The organism is Corallococcus exiguus (genome assembly GCF_009909105.1).
GTDB classification, from domain to species: domain Bacteria; phylum Myxococcota; class Myxococcia; order Myxococcales; family Myxococcaceae; genus Corallococcus; species Corallococcus exiguus.
On sequence record NZ_JAAAPK010000003.1, the window covers coordinates 457,701 to 481,700 of the forward strand.

Sequence of the window (24,000 nt, forward strand, 5' to 3'; positions counted from 1 at the left end):
GTCCGCGGCGGAGGATTGCGGCTAGAGTCCCGCGCCCATGCGCACCTTCGGGCTCGACTACGGCACCAAGACCATCGGGGTGGCCGTCTCGGATGGACTGGGGCTCACCGCCCAGACGGTCACCACCGTGCGGCGCACGTCGCTCAAGGGGGACCTGGCGGAGCTGTCCCGGCTCGTGAAGGAACACGAGGTGACGCGCTTCGTCCTGGGCCTGCCCCTCAACATGAACGGCACGGAGGGCCCCCGCGCGGAGGCCTCGCGCAAGTTCGCGCAGGTGCTGGAGAGCGCGCTCGGACTGCCCGTGGAGCTGTGGGACGAGCGGCTGTCCACCGTGGCCGCCCAGCGCACCCTGTTGGAGGCGGACGTGCGCCGGGAGAAGCGGCGGGAGGTCATCGATCAGCTCGCCGCGCAGTTCATCCTGCAGGGCTGGCTGGACGCGCACCGCCCCAAGGACGACGACGGCTACGACGACAACTACAACCCGGAGGGCTGAGCAGCACCTCCGGGAATCGCTGACGAACTACGGCTGGCGCCGGTACACGTGCAGCGGCGCGGAGAAGCCGTCCTGCTCCTGGTACGCCACGCCGTCGAGCGTCAGCGTGCGCCCGTCCAGCTTCACGCCCGGGTCCTTCACCAGCTTGCCGCCGTCGAAGCGCACCAGCACGTCCGGCCGCGCGTCAGCCAGGCGCTGGCGGAAGGTGTCCCAGCGCACGCGCGCCATGCGCATCTCCGGCAGCGTGGAGAAGAAGGCCACCTGCAGGTCCATGTAGCTCGGGTCATCGTCGATGGCCGCCGCGCCGCCCTTCGCCGCCACCTCCTCCTTGAGGAAGCGCGCCACCTGCATCACCGCCACGGGGTTCGTGGACGTGGGGCTCACCGGGCGCAGCGAGTCGTGCAGCCCGCCCTCGGTGCGGAACGTGTAGATGCCCAGCGCCACCGGCATCACCACCGCCAGCACCGCGCTCACGCCCACCACCGCGCGGCGCGCGAAGGGCCCCTTGTTGCCCACCAATGCCGCCAGGCCCGGCGCCATGAACACTGGCAGGAGCACCAGCTGCGTCACCGTGAAGCGCGCCAGGGGCACGAAGCTCAGCAGCACCGCCGCGCGCAGGGTGAAGTACAGCGCGGGCACCACCGCCATCACCACCAGCCAGCGCGTCTCCGGGTGCTTCTTCCACGCGCGCACCATGCCCACCCCGCCCAGCAGCGCCACGCCGGGCGTCAGCGTGAAGAGCGCCACCGCGGGCCAGAACCCCAGCTGCTGCAGCCGCCAGCCCAGCGCGCCCCCCGCACCACCCGAGTCGGCCACCCACTGCCTGTGGAAGTCCTCCACCGCCTTGATGGGGAAGAACGGGTCGCCGTGCGCCAGCTCGTTGCCCTGCATCCACAACAGCGGGAACGGTAGACACACCAGCCCAAAGCCCACCGCGCGCGTCAGGGACGCCACCCGGTCCTCGCTGCTGAACACCAGCGCCACCGTGATGAGCGGGATGTACAGCCACGCGTCGTAGCGAAGCGCGCACGCGAAGTTGAGCAGCACCGCGCCCCAGAACAGCGGCTGGAAGCGGTTCTCCTCCACCCCTTCCGCCACCAGCGCGAACACCGCCAGCATGAAGAAGAGCGACACCGACTCGCTGCCCGCGGTGGTGGAGAACTGCAGGTGCATGCCCCACGCGCTGAAGGCCAGCCCCGCCGCCACGCCCGCGTGCCAGCCGAACAGCCGCCGCGTCAGCGCGAACAGGGGCACCACCGACGCCACTCCGAACAACAGGCTCACCAACCGGCCCGCCACGTCGCGCTCGAACACCGACAGCACCGCGCCCACCAGGTACAGGTGCAGCGGGCCGAACTGATACGTGCCGTCCTTGTAGGACGTGATGACGTGGGGGTCGGCCAGCCACCGCTCCGCCAGCTCCGTGCGCACCACCGCGTCACCGAAGAGGTTTTCGTTGATGAAGAACACCCCCAACCGGGGGAGCAGCGCCGCTACGAGCAGCAGACCCACCAACCACCGGATGGACGGCTCGGGCTGGGGGGCGGGCACCGCGGACAGACCGGGCACGGCGGAGGGAGGGGAAGCAAGGGCGGCGGGACTCGAAGCGGGAACCATGGCGCGCGCGAGGATACGCAGGCAGGGCTCAAAGCCAAGCCAGCGTCCCTCCCTCCTGCCCGATGCCCGCCCGCCTGCCCCGTGCTTCCTCGGGAATCACTTCCCCGGGCAGCGTGTGATTCGCGCCGTTACGCACCCTTCTGGGCGGGACGGAACCGGTGCGCCGGCCGTCATGCCGACATGTGGAGCGGACACGGACGCCGCCCCACAGTGAGGGCCTGCCTGGACGGGGCGTCCTCCGGCGGAAGCCCAAGCGTCGGGAAGTACGCGCTTGGGTGAGGTGGGACCGGACACATCGCACCGGGGGGGCTCCTCCCAGCGCGCGTCAGGGTCCTTATAATCGAAGTGCCTTTTCACCCCGTGAAGGAGGGCGGCTCCCCTCCGACACGAGCCGAACGCGCGGTCCCACTCCGCGGCGGGGTCCCGAAGGGGCTGAAGCATCGCGATTGTCGTCGCCTGGGACCTCTTCGGAGTGGGTGTGGAATGGCCTTCCAGCCCTCCAGGTTCACCATGTTGGCCCCCCGGAAGCACGCGACCGTTCGCGTCCTCCTGTGAGGCTACGAGGGAGAGACATGAAGGACGCTGAGAAGGGCTCGTGGGTCTCCAGGATCGCCGCGTTCCAGGACGTGAAGACCTACGCGGAACTCAACTGGGAGGGCTCTTTCGAGGACTACCTCGAAATCGTCCGCAAGAACCCCAAGGTCACCCGCACCGCCTTCCAGAGGATCTACGACATGATCCTCAGCCACGGGAAGTCGGAGTACATCGACAACAAGAAGAAGCTCACCCGCTACCACTTCTTCAGCGACGAGCGCTTCGGCGGCCGCGACGCCATCTTCGGCCTGGACGTGCCGCTGATGAAGCTGGTCAACGTCTTCAAGTCCGCCGCCCAGGGCTACGGCACGGAGAAGCGCGTCATCCTCCTGCACGGCCCCGTGGGCTCGTCCAAGTCCACCATCGCCCGCCTGCTCAAGAAGGGCATGGAGGAGTACTCGAAGACGCCGGAGGGCGCCGCGTACACCTTCTCCTGGCTCACCGACAAGAAGCAGCCGGACGGCACGGTGACGAAGGAGAAGATGAAGTGCCCGATGAACGAGGAGCCCCTCAACCTCATCCCCCGCGAGTGGCGCGACAAGGTCTTCTCCGAGCTGTCCCCGCCGGAGTCCGGCTACACGATTCCGAATGGCTGCGAGCTGTGCCCCGCCTGCCGCTTCGTCTTCAAGGAGCTGATGACCCAGTACGGCGGTGACTTCGCCCAGGTCATGGGCCACATCCACGTCAACCGGCTCATCTTCAGTGAGAAGGACCGCGTCGGCATCGGCACGTTCCAGCCCAAGGATGAGAAGAACCAGGACTCCACCGAACTCACCGGCGACATCAACTACCGGAAGATCGCCGAGTACGGCTCGGACTCCGACCCGCGAGCCTTCAACTTCGACGGCGAGTTCAACATCGCCAACCGCGGCGTCATCGAGTTCGTCGAAGTGCTCAAGCTGGACGTCGCGTTCCTCTACGACCTGCTCGGCGCGTCGCAGGAGCACAAGATCAAGCCGAAGAAGTTCCCTCAGACGGACATCGACGAAGTCATCATCGGGCACACCAACGAGCCCGAGTACAAGAAGCTCGAGAACAACGAGTTCATGGAGGCCTTGCGCGACCGTACGGTGAAGATTGACATCCCGTACATCACCAAGCTGGCCGAGGAAGTGAAGATCTACGAGAAGGACTTCAACTCCCGCGCCATCAAGGGCAAGCACATCGCCCCGCACACGCTGGAGATGGCCGCCATGTGGGCCGTCCTCACGCGCCTGGAGGAGCCCAAGAAGCACAACCTGTCGCTCCTGCAGAAGCTCAAGCTCTACAACGGCAAGACGCTCCCCAACTTCACCGAGGACAACATCAAGGAGCTGCGCAAGGAGTCCGTGCGCGAGGGCCTGGAGGGCATCAGCGCCCGCTACATCCAGGACAAGATCTCCAACGCCCTGGTGAGCGACAAGGGCGAGGGCTGCATCAACCCCTTCATGGTGCTCAACGAGCTGGAAGCCGGCTTGAAGACACACTCCCTCATCAACACCGAGGACGCGCGCAAGCGGATGAAGGAGCTGCTCACCACGGTGAAGCAGGAGTACGAGGACATCGTCAAGAACGAGGTCCAGCGCGCCATCAGCGCCGACGAGGACGCCATCGGCAAGCTGTGCGGCAACTACATCGACAACATCAAGGCCTTCACCCAGAAGGAGAAGGTCCGCAACAAGTACACCGGCATCTACGAGGTGCCGGACGAGCGCTTGATGCGGTCGATTGAAGAGAAGATCGACATCCCCGAGAGCCGCAAGGACGACTTCCGCGGGGAGATCATGAACTACATCGGCGCGCTCGCCGTGGAGGGCAAGACCTTCAACTACCGGACCAACGAGCGGCTGCACAAGGCGCTGGAGCTGAAGCTGTTCGAGGACCAGAAGGACAGCATCAAGCTCAAGAACCTGGTGTCGTCCGTCGTGGACAAGGAGACCCAGGAGAAGATCGACCTGGTGAAGGACCGGATGATGAAGAACTACGGGTACTGCGAGATCTGCTCCACGGACGTGCTGAACTTCGTGGCCAGCATCTTCGCCCGCGGTGACGCCAAGGAGTAACGCCTAGCGACTTGCCTCAAGAGGGACGTGACACCGTGACCTTGAAGATCCACCAGGACCACTCCCGCTTCAAACAGATCGTCCGCGGGAAGATCAAAGCCAACCTGCGCAAGTACGTGCAGAAGGGCGAGATGCTGGGCAAGAAGGGCAAGGATGCCATCAGCATCCCCATCCCCTTCATCGACATCCCGCGCTTCAAGTACGGCCACAAGGAGCAGGGCGGCGTCGGACAGGGAGACGGTGAGGTGGGTCAGCAGCTCGGCCCCGGGGCTGTGGAGCCCGGGGACGGGCACCAGGCCGGCCAGGGCGAGGGAGACCACGCCCTGGAGGTGGACGTCACGCTGGAGGAGCTGGCGCAGATTCTTGGCGAGGAGCTCCAGCTGCCGCGCATCGAACGGCGGCAGAACGAGCGCATCGTCACGCAGAAGGTGAAGTACACGGGCGTGAACACCACGGGCCCGGAGTCGCTGCGCCACTTCAAGCGCACCTTCAAGCAGGCCCTGAAGCGGCAGATCGCCACCGGCACCTACGACCCGAAGATGCCGGTCATCATCCCCACGCGCGAGGACCGGCGCTACCGCAGCTACAAGCTCCAGGAGCTGCCGGAAACCAACGCGGTCATCATCTACATGATGGACGTGTCCGGCTCGATGGGGGACGAGCAGAAGGAGATCGTCCGCATCGAGAGCTTCTGGCTCGATACGTGGCTCAAGCATCAGTACAAGGGCCTGGAGTCGCGCTACATCATCCACGACGCGGTGGCGCGCGAAGTGGACCGCGACACGTTCTTCCACACCCGTGAATCCGGCGGGACGATGATCTCCAGCGCGTACAAGCTGTGCCGGGACATCATCCAGGCGGACTACCCGAAGAGCGCGTGGAACATCTACCCGTTCCACTTCAGCGACGGGGACAACTGGAGCGCGGACGACACGCGCCAGTGCATCGAGATGCTCCGCAACGACATCCTCCCGCAGGTGAACCAGTTCGCCTACGGACAGGTGGAGTCCCCCTACGGCAGCGGGCAGTTCATCAAGGACCTGCGCGAGGCGGTGGGTGACACGAACAACGTCGCGCTGAGCGAGATCGCGGACAAGGACGCCATCTACGCCTCCATCAAGGACTTCCTCGGCAAGGGGCGCTGACACCAGCGCTTCTGTCTCATCCCCCACCGGAGCCACCGCCCCATGCCCAAGAGCCTTACACCGCGACTCGCAGCGCTGCGGGATGAAATCCACGGCTACGCCAAGGAGTTCGGCCTGGATTTCTTCGACACCGTCTTCGAGATGGTGAGCTACGACGAGATGAACATGGTGGCCGCCTACGGCGGCTTCCCCACCCGCTATCCCCACTGGCGCTGGGGCATGGAGTACGAGCAGCTGGCGAAGGGGTACGAGTACGGGCTTTCGAAAATCTACGAGCTCGTCATCAACAACGACCCTTGTTACGCCTACTTGATGGAGAGCAACCCGGAGGTGGACCAGAAGCTGGTGATGGCCCACGTCTACGGTCACTGCGACTTCTTCAAGAACAACTTCTCCTTCCGGCACACCAACCGCCGGATGATTGACGACATGGCCAACCACGCCACCCGCGTCCGTCGGTGGGTGGACAAGATTGGCGTGGAGAAGGTGGAGGACTTCATCGACCGGACGCTGTCGCTGGAGAACCTCATCGACCAGCACGCGCCCCACATCCGGCGCAACCCGGACCCGCAGCGCGCGGAGGAAGAGGCCAAGTCCAACGAGCGCGTGGAGGGCTTCAAGGTGAACCGCGAGTACATGCGCGGCTTCATCAACCCCTCCGAGTTCATGGACTCACAGCGCAAGCGCGCCGAGGACGAGAAGCAGCAGCGCAAGCGCTTCCCGGAGCGCCCTCAGCGCGACGTGCTCTACTTCCTGCTGGAGCACGCGCCGCTGGAGCCGTGGGAGGTGGACATCCTCTCCATCCTGCGCGACGAGGCGTATTACTTCGCGCCGCAGGGCCAGACGAAGATCATGAACGAGGGGTGGGCCAGCTACTGGCACTCCACCATCATGACCCGTCGGGCGCTGCGGGACGATGAGATCATCGACTACGCGGACCACCACTCCGGCACCATGGGCGTGCGCCCTGGCGCCATCAACCCATACAAGCTGGGCATCGAGCTGTGGCGGGACATCGAGGACCGGTGGAACAAGGGCAAGTTCGGCAAGGAGTGGGACGAGTGCGATGACCTTCGCGCACGCCAGGCCTGGGACAAGAAGCTGGGCGCGGGGCGCGAAAAGATTTTCGAGGTGCGCAAGCACTACAACGACATCACCTTCATCGACACGTTCCTCACCGCCGAGTTCGCCCAGCAGCAGAAGCTCTTCGTCTACGGCTTCAACGACAAGCGCAACTCGTGGGAAATCCTCGACCGCGAGTTCCGCAAGGTGAAGAACAAGCTGCTCACGTCGCTCACCAACTTCGGCCAGCCCATCATCGAAGTGGTGGATGGCAACTACGAGAACCGCTCGGAGCTGCTGCTCGCGCACAAGCACGACGGGCAGGACCTGAAGAGCGACTACGCGCGGGAGACGCTGCGCAACCTCCAGTCCCTGTGGCGGCGGCCCGTGAACATCATCACGCGCTACGACGGCAAGGGAGCCCTGCTGCGCTACGACGGGCAGCACCACTCGGAAAAGAAAGTGGAGCTGTAACCGCCAAGCAGGCAGGCGGGCGGGGAAGTGCGGTCAGGATTTGGGCGGAGGACCAACAGTCCTCTACACTCCTGTATCGCCCCCCATGAAGACCGCTTCCCTCCTCTGCCTTGCCGCCCTCGGGGTGGCTTCGACGTCCGAAGCCGCCACCCAGTTCGAAATCAAGAACCGTCGCATCGAGCCGCGCCAGACGCTGGCGGGTGCGCTGCACGACGCGCAGCTGCCCGACGAGCAGGTGACAGCGGTCATCTCCGCGCTGGAGGGCGTGTTCGACTTCCGCAAGTCGCGCGTGGGCGACCAGTTCCGGCTGGTGATGAAGAACGGCGAGCTGGACTTCTTCGACTACCGCCAGAGCACCGTGGACGAGTGGCAGGTGCGCCGCGACGGGGAGAAGTACATCGGCAGCAAGCGCTCCATCGAGGTGGAGAAGCAGGTGTCGCTGGTGTCGCTGGAGATCAACTCGTCCCTGTACGAGGCGACGCTGGCCGCGGGCGAGGACCCGTCCATCGGCCTGGTGCTGTCGGACGTGTTCGCGTGGGACATCGACTTCTACCGGGACGTGCGCAAGGGCGACAAGGCGAAGGCCCTGGTGGAGAAGTTCGTCTCCAAGGGCCGCGTGCTGCGCTACGGCGAGGTGCTGGCGGCCACGTATGAGGGCGGCCTGGTGGGCAACAAGCGCGTGTTCCGCTACGTGCTGCCCAACGGCGAGGCCAACTTCTTCCAGGAGGACGGCGCCAGCGCGAAGAAGACCTTCCTCAAGAGCCCGCTGAAGTACGCGCACGTCACCAGCAGCTTCGGGTCGCGCTTCCACCCGGTGCTCCAGTACCTGAAGAACCACAACGGCGTGGACTACGGCACGCCCATTGGCACCCCGGTGTGGGCCGTGGCGGACGGCACCGTCGTGTCCGCGGGCAACGCGGGCGCCGCCGGCAACATGGTGCTGCTGCGCCACGCCAACGGCATGGAGACGCAGTACATGCACCTGTCGCGCTTCGGTGACGGCGTGCGCGCCGGCCAGCGCGTGCGGCAGAAGCAGGTGATTGCCTACTCCGGCAACACCGGCCGCTCCACCGGCCCGCACCTGCACTTCGGCCTGAAGCGCAACGGCACCTACGCCAACCCGCTCACCCAGAAGTTCCCTCGCGCGGATCCGCTGCCCAAGGAGCTGACGGCGGACTTCCTCGCCAAGGCGCATGACATGGCCCAGCAGATTGACGCCGTGTCCGTGGCCGCCGTCGCCGGCAAGGCGGGCCCGCCGCCCACCGCCACGAAGTAGACTCAGGAGTCTTGAGTTGAAAGCCCACGGGCCCCCTCCCCTTCACGGTGGAGCGGGGCCCGTCGCTTTTCTCAGCTCCAATCGATGATGAACTCGGAGTCGCCCAGGCACCGCTCGGAGCCCCGCACACTGCCTTCACGGTGCAGCGCGGTGAGGGGACCCATGAGGATGCCCTCGTGGACCTCCACGGGCAGCAGGTCGCCCTTGAAGAGCAGCCGCACGCGCTTGTCGCCCAGGGCCTGGTACTCGCGCTGCCCGTAGCTCACCGCGGTGGAGTAGGACGCGGGCGCGTTGCTGTACAGGCGCTTGGGGTCTCCGCCGCCTGAGGTGAGGCGCAGGAGCGTCTGCCCCACCGTGGACTCGAAGAACGTCCCGACGATGGACTGCCCGCACGCCCGCAGGGCCGCGTCACGCGTGCCGAACTCCGGCTGGAGCGCCTCCGACGCGAAGGCGAGCAGCCGCAGGAAATCCACCGCCGGATAGGAGAAGAAGTCCACGGGGCTGCGCTGCATGAGCGGCGCGCGCAGGCGCTCCGAGGCGTCACGCCCCAGCCGCTGGTGCACGAGCCTCAGCACCGCCGCGAAGCTCAACCCCCGCACGGTGTCCCCTGGCCGGGTGAGGGCGATGCGCTGCTCCAGGTCATCCAGGGGGAAGGACATTCGCGATCCGTTGTACTCCAGTTCCGCGCGCTTCCGGTCCTTCCACGAATTGGATGTGCTTGCCTTCACACGCCCTGGGGCCGCGCCGCGTCACGGCGGGTCCCCGAGCACCTTCCCTCCCTGGCGGGGGAAGCGGCCGACCCCGGCAGGGAACGAGGGTTTCCCCTGCCCTGGGCTGGCATGACACGGTACCCTTCCGTCATGGGCGTCCCGCGTCAAAAGCGCGGGCGCTTGCGCAGTCCATCAACCCCCTCGCGACCCTCGAGACGACCGACTTATGGCTCCTCCCGCCTCCGCGCGCCCCGCATCGCCCACGCCCTCCGCCTCGGGAGCTCCCGAAGACAGCGGCCGCACCGGGCTCGACGCGGCCAGCGTCCGTCGCGGCTTCTTCGAACACGTGCGCTATTCGCGCGGCAAGAACCCGGAGACGGCCACCCCGCACGACCGCTTCATGGCGCTGTCGCTGGCCGTGCGCGACCGCCTCACGGACCGCTGGGTGAAGACGGCGCGCACCTACTACGAGCAGGACGTCAAGCGCGCCTATTACCTGTCCGCGGAGTACCTGCTGGGTCGCGCGCTGGGCAACAACCTGCTCAACCTCAACATGTACGAGGCCGCGGCCGCCGCCATGCAGGAAGTCGGCGTGGATCTGAGCCAGCTCTTGGAGATGGAGCCGGACGCGGGCCTGGGCAACGGCGGTCTGGGCCGGCTGGCGGCGTGCTTCCTGGATTCGCTGGCCACCCTGGGCTACCCGGGCATGGGCTACGGCATCCGCTACGAGTTCGGCATCTTCTCCCAGGACCTGGTGGAGGGACACCAGGTGGAGCGCGCGGACGAGTGGCTGAAGTTCGGCAACCCGTGGGAAATCGTGCGGCCGGAGAAGGCGGTGCCGGTGCGCTTCTTCGGGCGCGTGGAGCACCACCAGGGTCCGGATGGCCGGCCGGTGGCGCGCTGGGTGGGCGGCAAGACAGTGATTGGCGTGCCGTACGACACACCCATCGCGGGCTACGGCAACAACACGGTCAACACGCTGCGGCTGTGGCAGGCGCGCGCGAGCGCGGAGTTCGACCTGCTGCTGTTCAACGCCGGTGACTACGAGCGCTCCGTGGTGGAGAAGAACGACTCGGAGGTCATCTCCAAGGTCCTCTACCCCAACGACGCGTTCCAGGCCGGCAAGGAGCTGCGCCTCAAGCAGCAGTACTTCTTCGTGGCGTGCTCCATCGCGGACATCGTCCGGCGCTACCTGAAGAACCACAACGACTTCCGTGACTTCTCCCGGAAGGTGGCCATCCAGCTCAATGACACGCACCCGGCCATTGGCGTGGCGGAGCTGATGCGCGTGCTGGTGGACGAGCGGCGCCTGCTCTGGGACGAGGCGTGGTCCATCACCCAGGAGACGTTCGGCTACACCAACCACACGCTCCTCGCGGAGGCCATGGAGCGCTGGCCGGTGTCGCTGTTCGAGCGGCTGCTGCCGCGTCACCTGGAGATCATCTTCGAGATCAACCAGCGCTTCATGCGTCAGGTGCAGATCCGCTACCCGTTCGACGTGGAGAAGCAGCAGCGGATGAGCCTGGTGGAGGAGGGCTCGGAGAAGAAGATCCGCATGGCCCACCTGGCCGTGGTGGGCAGCCACAGCATCAACGGCGTGGCCGCGCTGCACACGGACCTCTTGCGCCGCGACGTGCTGCCGGACTTCGCGCAGATGTACCCGGAGCGCTTCAACAACAAGACCAACGGCGTGACGCCGCGCCGGTGGCTGGCGTGGTGCAACCCGCGCCTGTCCAAGCTCATCACCAGCCGCATTGGTGAGGGCTGGGCCACGGACCTGGACCAGCTCCTGAAGCTGGAGGCGCACGCGGAGGACCCGGAGTTCCGCAAGGCCTTCCGCGAGGTGAAGCGCGCCAACAAGGACGAGCTGGCCCAGCACGTGAGGGACTTGCGATGGGTGCAGCTCAATCCGGACGCCATCTTCGACGTGCAGATCAAGCGCCTGCACGAGTACAAGCGGCAGCTGCTGGACGCCGTCCACATCGTGGCGCTGTGGATGAAGGCGCGCCGCGACCCGTCCAGCGTCATCGCGCCGCGCGCGTTCCTCTTCGGCGCGAAGGCCGCGCCGGGCTACCACCTGGCGAAGCTGACCATCCGGCTGATCAATGGCATCGCGGAGGTGGTCAACAGCGACGCGGGCGCCACGGGGCTGCAGGTGGTGTTCCTGCCCAACTACCGGGTGAGCCTGGCGGAGCGCATCATCCCCGCGGCGGACGTGTCCGAGCAGATCTCCACGGCGGGCTGGGAAGCGTCCGGCACGGGCAACATGAAGCTGATGCTCAACGGCGCGCTGACGCTGGGCACGCTGGACGGCGCCAACGTGGAGATTCGCGACGCGGTGGGCGACGAGAACTTCTTCCTCTTCGGCCTCACGGCGGACGAGGTCATCGCGCGCAAGAAGGCCGGCTACAAGCCGCGCGAGGTGTACGAGTCCAACACGGAGCTGCGCGAGGCGCTGGACCTCATCCGCTCCGGCTTCTTCTCCCCGGAGGACCGCAACCTCTTCCAGCCGCTGGTGGACAGCCTGCTCAACGAGGACCGCTATCTGGTGCTGGCGGACTTCGCGGCCTACGCGGCGAAGCAGGAGGACGTGGCGCGCGCCTACAAGGACACCGAGTCCTGGACGAAGAAGTGCATCATCAACGTCGCCCGCGCGGGCATCTTCTCCTCCGACCGCACCATCAAGCAGTACGCGGAGGAGATCTGGCGCGTGCAGCAGACGAAGGTGGAGTGACGTTCCGCTGAGCACCGGCAGCCCCAGCCTCCTGGGGCTGCCGTGTCGTCAGCGGCTTACGCGGCCTTGTTCAGCCACGCCTCGTACGCGCGGAAGTCGTAGTCGCGGCCGAGGAAGTGGTGCACCAGGCGCGCGGCGTCGTCGGAGCCGCCCGGCTCCAGCACCGCGCGGCGGTAGTCCTGCGCGGGCTCCGGGTTGAGCAGGCCCTTCGTCTGGAACACCGTGAAGAGGTCCTTCGCGATGACCAACGACCACATGTACGTGTAGTAGTTGGACGAGTACCCATCCAGGTGCCCGAAGGTGAGGTGGAAGTACGTGCCCTCCAGGTACGGGAAGGGGATGTACTGGCCCTGCAGCTCGCGCACGAGCGCGGTGGCGTCCAGGTTCTTCGGGTCGCGCCGGTACAGCTCCAGGCTGAGCGCCGCGTAGAACATCTGCTGGCGCACGAAGAGGCCCTTGCCGAACTCGTCCGCGGCGAGCATGCGCTCCACCAGCTCCGCGGGCAGCGCCTCCCCCGTCTGGTAGTGCTTCGCGAAGGTCTGCAGGCACGTCACGTCACGCGCCCACTCCTCCAGCATCTGCGACGGGGCCTCCACGAAGTCCCACTCCGTGCGCACGCCGGACAGGCCCGCCCACTTCGTGTGGCCGCCGAAGATGTGGTGCAGCAGGTGGCCGAACTCGTGGAAGAAGGTCTCCACGTCGCCGTGCTGCATGAGCGCGGGCTCCGTGCCGGGCTTGGGGAAGTTGCAGATGAGCGCGCCTTCCGGGAGCCGCCGGCCTGACTTGCCGCTCGTCAGCGTGAACTGGGCCGCGTGCTTGTACTTGTCCGCGCGCGGGTGCATGTCCAGGAAGAAGCGGCCCTTGAGCGTCTGGCCTTCGTAGACGTCATAGGCCTCCACGTCCGGGTGCCACACGGGCACGTCCTTCACCGGGCGGTAGGTGACGCCGAAGAGGCGCGCGGTCAGGTCCAGCACGCCCTGCTTCACGCGCGTGTACTCGAAGTACGGGCGCACCGTCTGCGAGTCGAAGGCGTATTGCTCCGCCTTCACGCGGTCATCCAGGTAGCCGGAGTCCCACGGGTTCACCTGGTCGGCCTTCGGGTCGTCCTTGCGCTTGCGCTCCAGGAGCACCGCGTAGTCGCGCTTCATGCGCTCTTCGGACGCGTCGGCGATCTTCCGGATGAAGGTGCCCGCGGCGTCCGCGCTGCGCACCATCTTGTCCTCGGTGGCGTAGGCGGCCCAGTGGAGGTAGCCCAGGAGCGTGGCCAGCTCATGGCGCTTCTGCACCAGGCTCTGGAGCACGTTCACGTTGGCGGGGTAGCCGCGCTGGCGGTTGGCGCGCCAGAGCTCTTCGCGGGCCTTGCCGTCGCGCGCGTAGGTGAGGAAGGGCACCAGGTCCGGGTAGTCCGTGGAGATGCGCACCTGGCCGTCCTCGCCAGGGGCGTGCGCGCGCACGTAGTCCTCCGGCAGGCCGTCCAGCGCGGCCGGGGGCAGCGCCACCTTGCGGGTGTCCTGGCTGATGTTGCGGCTGAACTCCTGGCCAATGCGGACCAGTTCCTCCTGGAGCGCCTTCACCTTCGCGCGGGTGGCTTCGTCGCGGTCCACGCCGGCGCGGCGGAAGTCGCGCAGCACCTTCTCCATCCACTTGCGCGTGGCGGCGTCCTCGTTGGCCAGGCTCACGGCCGCGAGGACGTCGTAGACGCCCCGGTCCATGCGGATGTCGTTGGCCAGGTTCTCGATGGCCTGCTCGGCGGCCTCCGCGGCCTCGCGCAGGGCGACCTCCGGGTGCGTGTGGCGCACGACGCTGGCGCGCGCGGCGGCGTCATCCAGCGCGGCGGAGGACTCGTCGAACAGCTCCAGGACGTCCTGAGAGGGCGTGGAGGCGGGCAGCGTCTTCAGTCGCGCGATGCCGTCGCGGGCCTTGGCCAGGGCCTCCTCGCTCGCGCGGCGGAACTCCTCCGGCGGGCAGGTGACGTGGCGGGCGGCGTCGGGGACCAGGGGGTCGGACACGGGAAGGGCTCCTCTCAAGCCGTGGGTGTGCTGCAAAGGGCTCAAAGCTAATGCGCCCCGCACGCCCTGGCAGCATCCGTGTGCTCCGGCGCGAGCGGTTGCCGGGCAGTGGACGCCCTCCCCCGCCCCGTCCGTCGGGCGGCGGACGGGCGGCCGGTGCCTCAAAGGCGGAAGGCCGCCCCGGCGTGCGTGCCGGAGGCGGCCTTCCTGGGACTTCTCAGGGGTGAAACAGAGGCGTCAGTAGAACTCGAGCGGGCTCGTGGAGCCCTGCGGCTGCCGGACGGCGCGGGTCACGAAGTCCACGCTGTTGTTGTCCGTGTCCTGCCCGTTGCCCCGGGCGGCGTCCGTGCCTCCCACGGCCATGGTGGTGGAAGTGGAGGTGGACACGGCCTTGCGCTCCAGGCTTCCGCCCACCCCCGGATGGGCAGGGGCCGCGGTGCCCTCGGGGGCATTGCCGGTTCCCCACCCCAGCTTGTCCACGTCCACGTACGTCCCGCTCACGAGCTGCTGGATGCGGACGTGGCCACCGGCGGTCGTGGAGGCCGAGGCGTCGAAGGTGTAACCGACGTCCTTGGTGGCCGTGCCCGTGCCGACGTAGTTCGCCCCGCCCAGGAGGAAGAAGCCGTGGGCGCGGATGACCTTTCCGGCGGGGATGGTGACGGTGGAGCTCCAGGTGGTCCCCGTGGCGGACTTGTAGCTGACCTGCCAGTTGGACAGGTCCACGTCCACGTTCGTCGGGTTGTAGATTTCGATGAACTCGTCCGTCGCAGCGGTGCCAGCGCCGTTGCCGCCGCTGAACTCGCTGATGACCACGTGGTTCGTCAGCGCGGGCTTGCCCACCTGCACCGTGCCCCAGGTGCCCGCGGGCGGAGCCACCTTGCCGTTCTGGTCGCAGTACACCCACGGCGCGCCCGCGTCCGTGAACCGGTAACGGAAGCCATAGCTGTACGTGCCGGCCGTGGGAATCTGGAGGACGGCCTTCATCTCGTCGTTGTTGGAGCCCGGCGTGGTGAAGCCGGGGTTGAAGGCCGCCGCCGTCCACGTCCAGCCCGCCGGGTTGGTGGCGTCCGTGCCGTAGCCCAGCTGCGCCTCGATGCGCGGGTAGAAGTCGTTGCCCTTCGTGTTCCGCGACGTGACGTCGTAGCTGTAGAACTGGCTGAAGATGTCGTAGCTGTCGTTGGGGGTGATGGCCGCCGGGTACGTGCCGTCCGGCGACGGGAACGTCTTCGGGTACTGGATGGCGCAGTAGTTGACCGGCTTCTCCACGTTCAGGCCGCAGTCGTCGTTGGCCTGGCCCGGCGTGCCCCGGTCCCCGCCCGACAGGCTGCCGGTGGAGTCACACCAGTACCAGGCGTGGCTGCTGCCCTTCGTCCCGATGATGCTGGACGCGAGGCTCATGGCCCGGCCCGTCGTCTGGGGGAACGCGCTCGTGTACGTCAGGCTGTCCACCGTCACCGAGCCCTGCTTGAGCGTGATGGAACCGGTGCTGTCCATGGACTTGTCCGTGCCCCAGGCGTCGTTCGCCGCCACGCCACCGTTGGTGCCGAAGTTCGCGTTCTGCGCGAGCACCGTGCGGCCCCCCGCCGGCACCAGCAGCGCGTGGCCGTGGTTCACCGTGATGGACGTGGCCGTGCCCGCGCCGTCCACCAGGTCCACCACCAGGCCGTTGGCGTCCAGCAGCTTCGACGTGGTGTTGGTCAGCTCCAGGTACTCGGTGGTGCCCGCGAACGGCGAGTGCATCACCTCCGAGAGGACCAGCTCGCCCGCGCCCGGGTGCGGCGCGTTGGCGCACGCGCCCGCGTAGCAGACCGCGTCCGCGCCGGGGCAGGCCTGGAGCGTCGTCTCGCCGTCCACGCAGGTCGGCGCGCCGTTCTGCACCACGCACACCGACGCGTAGACCTCCAGCGACGTGCCGTCCTCCGCGCACTGGGACGCGGGCGGCGTGCACACGTAGCCGCTGCACGGGTTGGTGGTCGCGGTGCTCGCGGTGGCCAGCGCGCTGGCGTTGTCCGCGCCGTCGAACGCCTTCAGCGCGAAGTGGTACGTCGTGGCCTCCGTCAGGCCGGTCACGGTGAAGGACTCCGCCGCGCCCGCCGTCTTCGGCGCCGCCACGCCCGTCACGAGCGTGGCCGAGTCGAAGTTGGCGTCGGTGATGGCGGCCGTGGCGTAGCGCAGCTCGTAGCGAGCGGCCGTGCCCAGGGCGCCGTCATCGCCCGGCGCCTGCCAGTCCAGCCGGATGCTGGCGCCGTCCACCGCCGTCGCGCTGAAGCCCGCCGCGGCGGCCGGTGCCTGCGTGTCGAAGATGATCAGGTCCGCGGACGTGATGTCCTGGAACTCGTCCGCGCTCGCCTGGAACTGGTAGGTGCCCTCGTCATTGACGCTGAGCTCAGCGAAGGTGGCCACGCCGCCCACGGTGGTGCGCGTGGGGAGTCCCTGGGCGAAGGTGCCGCCCGCCAGCGCCAGCTGCACGTCCACCGCCGCGTCCGTGACGGTGTTGCCGTAGGCGTCCTGCACCGCGACCTCGATGTCCACCAGCGACTCCCGCACCGCCCCCGTCGTGGGCGCGGAGGCGAAGGTCAGGTGGTCTCCGGAGGCGGGGATGATGGCGTAGGTATGCGAGGCCGTGAGCGACGGGTCCGCCACGTCCTCCGCGGTGACCTCCTGGTCTCCGGCGGTGCGCAACTCCACGCTGAAGGTGTGCCGGCCCTCGTCCAGCAGGGTGAACGTATACGCGCCGGGCAGCACCGCCTGCGCATCCGAGGAGGAGAACGTCACCGTGGACGCGTACTCCTTCGCCACGTTGCCGTAGGTGTCACGCGCCACCAGCTCGTAGCTCAGCGACTGGCCCGCGCCGAAGGGGCCCGCGCTCGCGACGACTTCGAAGGACACGGCCGTGCTGGCGCGCACCTCCGCGTCCACCGTCGCGGTGAGGGCCGGGGTCGCGGTGTCCGTGGCGGTGAGCGACTGCGTGCCCGCCGTCTTGAACACGAGGCCGGAGACGGTCTTCTCGCCCTGGTCCGCCGGGGCGAAGACAGCGTCCGGAGGCAGCTCCGCCTGCGCGTCCGAGGACGTGAAGTGCACCGTGCCGACGTAGTCCGGGATGCGGTTGCCAAAGGCATCCGTCACGGACACGGTCACGTCGTTCGCGTCGCCCGCGTCAATCGGGTCCGGGAAGGCCGGGAGCACGAGCCTGGCCGCCGCACCGGCGCCCACCGTGAAGGACTGGCTCCCCTGCGTCAGCGCGCCCGCCGTGGCCGTGAACGTGAACGTGCCCGCCATGTCCACGCGCAGGCCGGAGAAGGTCGCCACGCCGTCCACCGCCGCCACCGTCACGGCCTGGAAGCCGGACTGGCCAGTGAGGCTCAGCGTCACCGCGGTGGTGGCGTCGGGGACGACATCACCGCGCGAGTCCAGCAGCGACACGGCCACGTTCGCGAGCGCCGAGCCCGCGTTGCCATTCGAAGGCTGCGTCGTGAAAGCCAGCTGCGTCACCGCCGCGTTCACCGTGGACACCGCGAGGCTGTCCGAGCGCGCGGAGTTGCCGTGCGCGTCCGTGGCCCTCAGCGCCACGTGGTACGTCTTGCCCGGCGCCAGGCCAGTAAGCGTCGCGGACTGCACCGTGCCCGGAGGCACCGGAGCAGCGACGGTCACCGGCGTCGCCGCGTTGAAGGCCGCGTCCGTGGTGATGGCGGACGTCGAGTAGCGCAGCTCCTGCGACGCCAGCTGCCCCAGCGCGCCATCATCGCCCACGCCCGTCCACTGCACGGTGAGGCCTGTCTCCGTGGCCCCCGTCTGCGTCAGCACCGGCTTCGCGGGCGCCACGTCGTCCACCACCTGCACGTCCGCGCTGCTCACGTCCTGCAGGCCCTGCGCGGAGGCCACCAGGTGCGTGGTGCCATGCCCCGCGATGCTCAACCCCGTGAACGTCGCGACGCCGTCCACCGGCGCCGCGCTCACGGTCCCCGCGAGCGTGAAGGCCCCCGCAGGCAGCGACAGATTCACCGCCAGTCCGGTCACCGACACCGGGTTGCCGAAGGCGTCCAGCACCGCCACCTTCACGGTCCCCAGGGACGCACGCGTCGACACACGCGTGGCCGGCTGCTGCGTGAACGCCAGCTTCGAGGCCGCCGCGGCGGACACCATCACCCTGAACTCGAAGGAGAAGGCGCCCTCGCTGTCCGCGAGGGTCAGGAACTGGGGCCCGGCCGTGCGGAAGGTGATGCCCTGGAACTTGAACTTGCCCGCATCCGTGGCGGTGAACGTGTGGGAGGGCAGTGTCGCGGCCGCGTCCGTGGACGTCAGCGTCACCGTGCCCGTGTAGTTCGTCGCCGCGTTGCCATGGAGGTCCTCCAGCGTGACCTCCTGGGCCTCCGCCACGCCCACCGTGACGTTGTCCAGGAAGCGGTCCAGCCCCACCCCCTTCACCGCACCGGGCGCCACTGAGAAGACGGTGCTGGCCACGGGCTCGAAGCCCGGGGCGTTCGCGATGAAGTGGTAGCCCCCGCCCGCCTTCTTCAGCACCACGTCCGGGAAGGTCGCGACGCCGTTCACGGCGGTCACCTTCACCTGGCCCTCCGGGAACACGATGCCGCCGGAGCCCAGCGACAGCGTCACCTCCGCCGTGCTGTCCGTCACCACCGCGCCGGCGCCGTCCCGAACCTCCACCACCAGGAGCTTGAGCGGCTCGCCCGCCACGCCATCCGGCAGCGCCGAGCGGAACGCCAGCGTCTTCACGGTGCTGACGTCGGCGAACTCCACCGTGGCCGTCTGGGTGAGCTGCACCATCTTGCCGGTGTCGTCCTTCACGGACGCCTTCACCGTCTTCACGCCCGGCACCGTGGACATCACCCGCGTCTGGGCCTCCCCCTGGATGTTGGTGATGACCGCGGACTCCAGGACGGAGGCACCCTCCCCCTCCACCGTCACCGACACCGCGCGCGCGGACAGCCGCGAGCCGTCCGCCTTGCGCAGCGCCGTCACCGTGACGACCGCGGCGTCGACGCCGTTCGCCAACACCCCCGTGGGCCGGTCCACCACCACCTTGGAGGCAGCGGCGTCCACCACGCTCTCCACCTCCGGAGGAGGCTGCGGCGGGGTTCCAGAATCCTTGCAGCCCAGCGACAAGCCCAGACACAGCACGCTCAGCCCCAGACAGCGGGCGAGCACAGCAATCCGTGGGGACATGAATGTCTCCGTCCAGCGAGCAGCCCCGCGCGGCAGCGTGCGCCTCACGCGGGGGTGCAGTGCTTTCTAGCAGACATCCCCCGGCCACCGCGAAGCAGGGCCGGAAGTTTGCACATCAACTGGAATCAGCCGTTGATGGCTTGAAGCACCGCGGCGCCGCCCAACAGGGACTGCCCACCGTCGCAGACCATGATGGCGCCGGTGATGTACGACGCGGCGTCCGAGGACAGGAACAGGGCCAGCCGGGCGATGTCATCCGGCTTTCCGAAGCGCTGGAGCGGCAGGGCTTCCGCGAGCTTCTGCCGGGCGCCTTCCGACGGGGCGAGGCGGCTCATGCCCTCCGTGCCTTCAATCGGGCCCGGGGTGATGGCGTTGACGCGCACGCCCGTGCCGCCCCACTCGATGGCGAGCACGCGGGTGAGCATGTCCACGCCGGCCTTGGCGGCGCACACGTGGGCCTGCATGGCCATGGGCAGGTACGCCTGGGGCGCGGAGATGTTGATGACGGCGGCGCCCGGCTTGCGCAGATGTTCGAAGGCGGCGCGGGACACGTTGAAGGTGCCCAGCACGTCGATGTCCATCACCGCCTTGAAGCCGTTGGAGGACATGCCCAGCACGGGCGCGGGGAAGTTGCCGGCGGCGCCGCACACCAGCACGTCGATCTCACCGTACGCGTCCTTCACCTGCTGCAACGCCTTCTCCACGGACGCGTAGTCGCGCACGTCCGCGGCGACACCCATCGCGGTGCCGTGGGCCTGGAGGCCCTTCACCGCGCCCTCCAGCTTCTCCACGTTGCGGCCGTTGATGGCCACCTTCGCGCCCGCCTTCACGAACGCGGTGGCGATGCCGAGGTTGATGCCGCTGCTGCCGCCGGAGACGAACGCCGTCTTGCCCTTGAGCAGCCCATCCTTGAACACGCTGTCCGCCATGGAGTCGCTTCCTTTCGAAATCAGCCGAACTCGACGACCTTCTGCCCGAAGAGGCGGTCCACGGCGAGGAGCAAATCGTCGTTCACCTGCACCTTGAGGGTGGTGCCGGAGATGTGCGCCTCCGCCTCCCCGGGGAACAGCACGCTCACCGCCACCGGGGTCGCGCCCGCGTACTTCTTCGCCAGCTCGTTGAGCTTCGCCAGCCGCTCCTCCGTGACGATCTCCGCGGGCAGCCGCAACTCCAGCCGCTTGGTGCGCTTCTCACGCACGGCCTTGAGGCTCTGGATGTCGTCGACGATGAGCTCCGCGGTGGGCGTGTTCTCGTCGCGCTGCGAAATCTGCACGGTGCCGGTGACGAGGATGGGGTCGTCCGACTTGAGCAGGTGCTCCCAGTGCTCGTATCCCGGCTTGGGGCCCTGCTTGGCCCACTTGCCGTCCTTGCCCATCACGTTGCGCGTCCCGTCCTTGCCCGGGAAGCACACCAGCTCCGTGGAGCCGGACAGGTCTTCAATGGTGACCCACGCCATGCGCTTGCCCGTCTTGGTGGGGCGCTCGCGCAGCACGGTGATGATGCCCGCCACGGTGAGCTTCTCGTCGCGGCGCGCGCGCTGCACGGCGGTGATGGGCCGCGCGTAGCGCTTGAGCTCCTTCTCGTACTGGTACAGCGGGTGGCCGGACACGTAGAAGCCGATGGACTCCTTCTCGAAGGCCAGACGCTCCTTCTCCGGCCACTCCTCCACCGCCGCGTAGTCATCCTTGAGGCCGGTGCCAGCGGACGCGGGACCCGAGAGCATGCCGAACAGCGAGCTCTGGCCCGCGGCCTTGTCCTTCTGGCTGGAGGAGCCGCGGTTCATCGCGCGCTCGATGGTCTCGAAGAGCTGCGCGCGGGGGCGCTTCTCGAAGTCGAAGGCGCCGGCCTTGACCAGCGCTTCCAGCACCTTGCGGTTCACGCGACGGCCGTCCACGCGCTCGCAGAAGTCGAAGAGGCTCTTGAAGGGGCCTTCCTTGCGCGCCTCCAGGATGGACTCGATGGCGCCCTCGCCCACGCCCTTGATGGCGCCCAGACCGAAGCGGATCTTCCCCTCCACCGCGCCGAAGGCCAGGTCGGACAGGTTCACGTCCGGCGGCAGCACCTGCGTGCCCGACTCGCGGGCCTCGCCGATGTGCTTCACCACCTTGTCGGTGTTGTCCTTCTCGCTGGTGAGAAGGGCGGCCATGAATTCGCACGGGTAGTGGGCCTTGAGCCACGCCGTGTGGATGGTGACCAGGCCGTACGCCGCGGAGTGGCTCTTGTTGAAGCCGTACTCGGCGAACTTCTCCATCAGGTCGAAGATTTCGCCCGCGACCTTCAGGTCCACGTTGTTGATCTTGCAGCCTTCGAGGAAGCCGGCCCGCTCGGCCTGCATGACCTCGGCCTTCTTCTTGCCCATGGCGCGGCGAAGAAGGTCGGCGCGGCCCAGGGTGTAGCCTCCCAGCACCTGGGAGATCTGCATCACCTGTTCCTGGTAGACGATGACGCCGTAGGTGTCCTTGAGCACCGGCTCCAGGTTGGGGTGCGGGTAGGACACCTTCTCCCGGCCGTGCTTGCGGTTGATGAAGACGTCCACCATGCCTGCGTCCAGCGGACCCGGGCGGTAGAGCGCGCCCGCGGCGATGACGTCTTCGAAGCAGGTGGGCTTGAGCTTCATCACCATTTCGGTGAAGCCGCTGGACTCCATCTGGAAGACGCCGGCGGTGTCGCCCTCCGCCATCAGCTGCCACATCTTCTCGTCGTGCAGCGGGATTTCGTGCCGCTTGATGTCCTTGCCGTGGTTGCGGTTCACCAGGTCCAGCGCGTGCTGGATGACCGTGAGCGTCTTCAGGCCGAGGAAGTCGAACTTCACCAGGCCCGCGGCCTCCACCTCGTCCTTGGCGAACTGGGTGATGAGGATCTTCTCGCCGGGCGGCTGGTAGACGGGCACGAACTCCCAAAGCGGCTTGTCCGCGATGACCACGCCCGCGGCGTGCATGCCGGGCTGGCGGTGCAGGCCCTCCAGCGCGAGCGCGATCTCCAGCACGTCCTTGGTGGTGACGGGGTTGCCCTCCACCTCGCCGATGTTCTGGGGCTTTTCGATCATCTCCTTGAGGCGAGGCTCCATTTCGATGGCCTCCTTCAAGGTGATGTTGAGGACTTCGGGCACCAGCTTGGCGATGCGGTCGCCTTCGCTGAACGGCAGGCCGAAGACGCGGCACACGTCGCGCAGCACGCTCTTGGCCTTGAGCGAGCCGAACGTGATGATCTGCCCCACGTTCATCTCGCCGTACTTGCGGCCCACGTACTTGATGACCTCGTCGCGCCGGTCCTGGCAGAAGTCGATATCGAAGTCCGGCATCGACACGCGCTCCGGGTTGAGGAAGCGCTCGAAGAGGAGGTTGTACGGGATGGGGTCCAGGTCGGTGATGCGCAGCGCGTAGGCGACCAGCGAACCGGCGCCGGAGCCACGGCCCGGGCCCACCGGGATGTTGTGGTCCTTGGCCCAGTTGATGAAGTCCTGGACGATGAGGAAGTAGCCGGAGAAGCCCATGCGCTGGATGACGCCCAGCTCCAGCGTGAGGCGCGCCTGGTACTGCTCGCGGTCGATGGGGTACTGGCCTTCCAGTTCCTTGAAGCGCTGGCGGAGGCCCTCATAGGACAGCTCCGACATGAAGGAGTCCGGGGTGTGGCCATCCGGCACCTTGAACGTGGGGAGCATGGGCTTGCCCAGCTTCAGCTCCACGTTGCACATCTCCGCGATGCGCATGCTGTTGTGCACGGCCTCCGGAGAGTCGGAGAAGAAGCCGAGCATCTCCTCCGGGCTCGTGACGTAGAGCTTGTCGGTGGAGTGGCGCAGGCGCTTGTTGTCCGCCAGCGTCTTGCCGCTGGCGATGCACATGAGCAGTTCGTGCGCCTTGGCGTCCTCGCGCTTGATGTAGTGCGCGTCCGCGGTGGCGACGAGCGGGATGTCCAGGTCACGAGACAGCTGCTTCAGGTTCTCGTTGGCCTTGTCCTGCTCGACCATGCCGTTGGACTGGACCTCCAGGTAGAAGCTGTCGGGCTCGAAGATGCCCTTGTATTCGGCGGCCACGCGGCGGGCGTGGTCCATGTCGCCGCGGAAGCACGCGCTCGTGACTTCACCGCCCAGGCACGCGGTGAGGCCGACGAGGCCCTTGCTGTGCTCCGCGAGCACCTGCTTGTCGATGCGCGGGTGGTAGTAGAACCCGTTCATGTACGCGGTGGAGGACAGGTAGCGCAGGTTCGCGTAGCCCTCCGCGTTCTTGGCCAGGAGGATGAGGTGGTGGGCCACCTTCTCCGAACGGTCCTCGCGCCCCTTGGGGCCCGCGACGTAGGCCTCCAGGCCGAGGATGGGCTTGATGCCGGCGTCCTTGGCCTTCTTGTAGAAGTCGATGGTGCCGAACATGTTGCCGTGGTCCGTCACGGCCACGCTCGACATGCCCTTCTCCTTCACCGTCTTGATGAGGTCCTTCATCCGGATGGCCCCATCCAGCAGCGAATAGAGGGTGTGGAGGTGGAGGTGGGTAAAGGACATGGGCGTTCCGGCTCCCGGTGAAGAAAGAGGCGCCCGAACACTAGAGCCCGCAACCCCTGCTCGCCAGTCCAGTAACGGCACAGGTGAAAACAGCGGGGCCGCGATGGATCCAGGGCCCGGATTACCGGCCTGGGAGACACCGGGAGCGGAATTCCAGCCCCCCGT

At 67.6% G+C, this 24,000-nt stretch carries 12 protein-coding genes; 6 read left to right on the forward strand and 6 right to left on the reverse strand.

Features of this window, described 5'->3' with window-relative positions; all coding sequences use genetic code 11:
• Positions 1 to 37: 37 nt before the first annotated feature.
• Positions 38 to 493 carry a Holliday junction resolvase RuvX gene (gene ruvX, locus GTZ93_RS13360; protein WP_121754150.1) on the forward strand — a complete coding sequence of 152 codons (456 nt, stop codon included), beginning with the start codon at positions 38 to 40 and terminating at the stop codon, positions 491 to 493.
• A gap of 27 nt (positions 494 to 520) precedes the next feature.
• On the opposite strand, the gene GTZ93_RS13365 is transcribed toward ruvX, so the two are convergent.
• Positions 521 to 2,110 carry an ArnT family glycosyltransferase gene (locus tag GTZ93_RS13365; protein ID WP_161662801.1) on the reverse strand — a complete coding sequence of 530 codons (1,590 nt, stop codon included), beginning with the start codon at positions 2,108 to 2,110 and terminating at the stop codon, positions 521 to 523.
• Positions 2,111 to 2,682: 572 nt separating this feature from the next.
• Between GTZ93_RS13365 and GTZ93_RS13370 the strand changes: the two genes are divergently transcribed.
• The 4 genes from GTZ93_RS13370 to GTZ93_RS13385 all read left to right on the forward strand — a co-directional run bounded on the left by GTZ93_RS13370 (position 2,683) and on the right by GTZ93_RS13385 (position 8,703).
• On the forward strand, positions 2,683 to 4,746 hold the full coding sequence (locus tag GTZ93_RS13370) for a PrkA family serine protein kinase (protein ID WP_120575832.1): 2,064 nt from the start codon (positions 2,683 to 2,685) through the stop codon (positions 4,744 to 4,746).
• Between the two features lie 35 nt (positions 4,747 to 4,781).
• Positions 4,782 to 5,891, forward strand: a complete 1,110-nt coding sequence (locus GTZ93_RS13375; protein ID WP_014399124.1) for a DUF444 family protein — start codon at positions 4,782 to 4,784, stop codon at positions 5,889 to 5,891.
• 42 nt (positions 5,892 to 5,933) lie between these two features.
• On the forward strand, positions 5,934 to 7,427 hold the full coding sequence (locus GTZ93_RS13380; protein WP_139915895.1) for a SpoVR family protein: 1,494 nt from the start codon (positions 5,934 to 5,936) through the stop codon (positions 7,425 to 7,427).
• Between the two features lie 85 nt (positions 7,428 to 7,512).
• The gene (locus tag GTZ93_RS13385) at positions 7,513 to 8,703 is read left to right on the forward strand and encodes a M23 family metallopeptidase (RefSeq protein ID WP_120575835.1); all 1,191 of its coding nucleotides are present in this window, start codon (positions 7,513 to 7,515) and stop codon (positions 8,701 to 8,703) included.
• Between the two features lie 71 nt (positions 8,704 to 8,774).
• On the opposite strand, the gene GTZ93_RS13390 is transcribed toward GTZ93_RS13385, so the two are convergent.
• Entirely contained in the window at positions 8,775 to 9,362 is a 588-nt protein-coding gene (locus tag GTZ93_RS13390; protein WP_139915894.1) for a DUF2378 family protein, read from the reverse strand.
• 277 nt (positions 9,363 to 9,639) lie between these two features.
• Between GTZ93_RS13390 and GTZ93_RS13395 the strand changes: the two genes are divergently transcribed.
• Positions 9,640 to 12,147 carry a glycogen/starch/alpha-glucan phosphorylase gene (locus GTZ93_RS13395; protein WP_120575837.1) on the forward strand — a complete coding sequence of 836 codons (2,508 nt, stop codon included), beginning with the start codon at positions 9,640 to 9,642 and terminating at the stop codon, positions 12,145 to 12,147.
• A 56-nt stretch (positions 12,148 to 12,203) separates the two neighbouring features.
• Here GTZ93_RS13395 and GTZ93_RS13400 read toward each other — a convergent pair whose 3' ends face one another.
• The 4 genes from GTZ93_RS13400 to dnaE all read right to left on the reverse strand — a co-directional run bounded on the left by GTZ93_RS13400 (position 12,204) and on the right by dnaE (position 23,835).
• Positions 12,204 to 14,156, reverse strand: coding sequence for a M3 family metallopeptidase (locus tag GTZ93_RS13400; protein ID WP_139915893.1), 1,953 nt, complete (start codon positions 14,154 to 14,156; stop codon positions 12,204 to 12,206).
• 237 nt (positions 14,157 to 14,393) lie between these two features.
• On the reverse strand, positions 14,394 to 19,340 hold the full coding sequence (locus GTZ93_RS13405) for a lamin tail domain-containing protein (RefSeq protein ID WP_139915892.1): 4,947 nt from the start codon (positions 19,338 to 19,340) through the stop codon (positions 14,394 to 14,396).
• 125 nt (positions 19,341 to 19,465) lie between these two features.
• Positions 19,466 to 20,269 carry an SDR family oxidoreductase gene (locus GTZ93_RS13410; protein ID WP_139915891.1) on the reverse strand — a complete coding sequence of 268 codons (804 nt, stop codon included), beginning with the start codon at positions 20,267 to 20,269 and terminating at the stop codon, positions 19,466 to 19,468.
• A 20-nt stretch (positions 20,270 to 20,289) separates the two neighbouring features.
• Positions 20,290 to 23,835 carry a DNA polymerase III subunit alpha gene (gene dnaE, locus GTZ93_RS13415; RefSeq protein WP_139915890.1) on the reverse strand — a complete coding sequence of 1,182 codons (3,546 nt, stop codon included), beginning with the start codon at positions 23,833 to 23,835 and terminating at the stop codon, positions 20,290 to 20,292.
• Between the last annotated feature and the right edge of the window lie 165 nt (positions 23,836 to 24,000).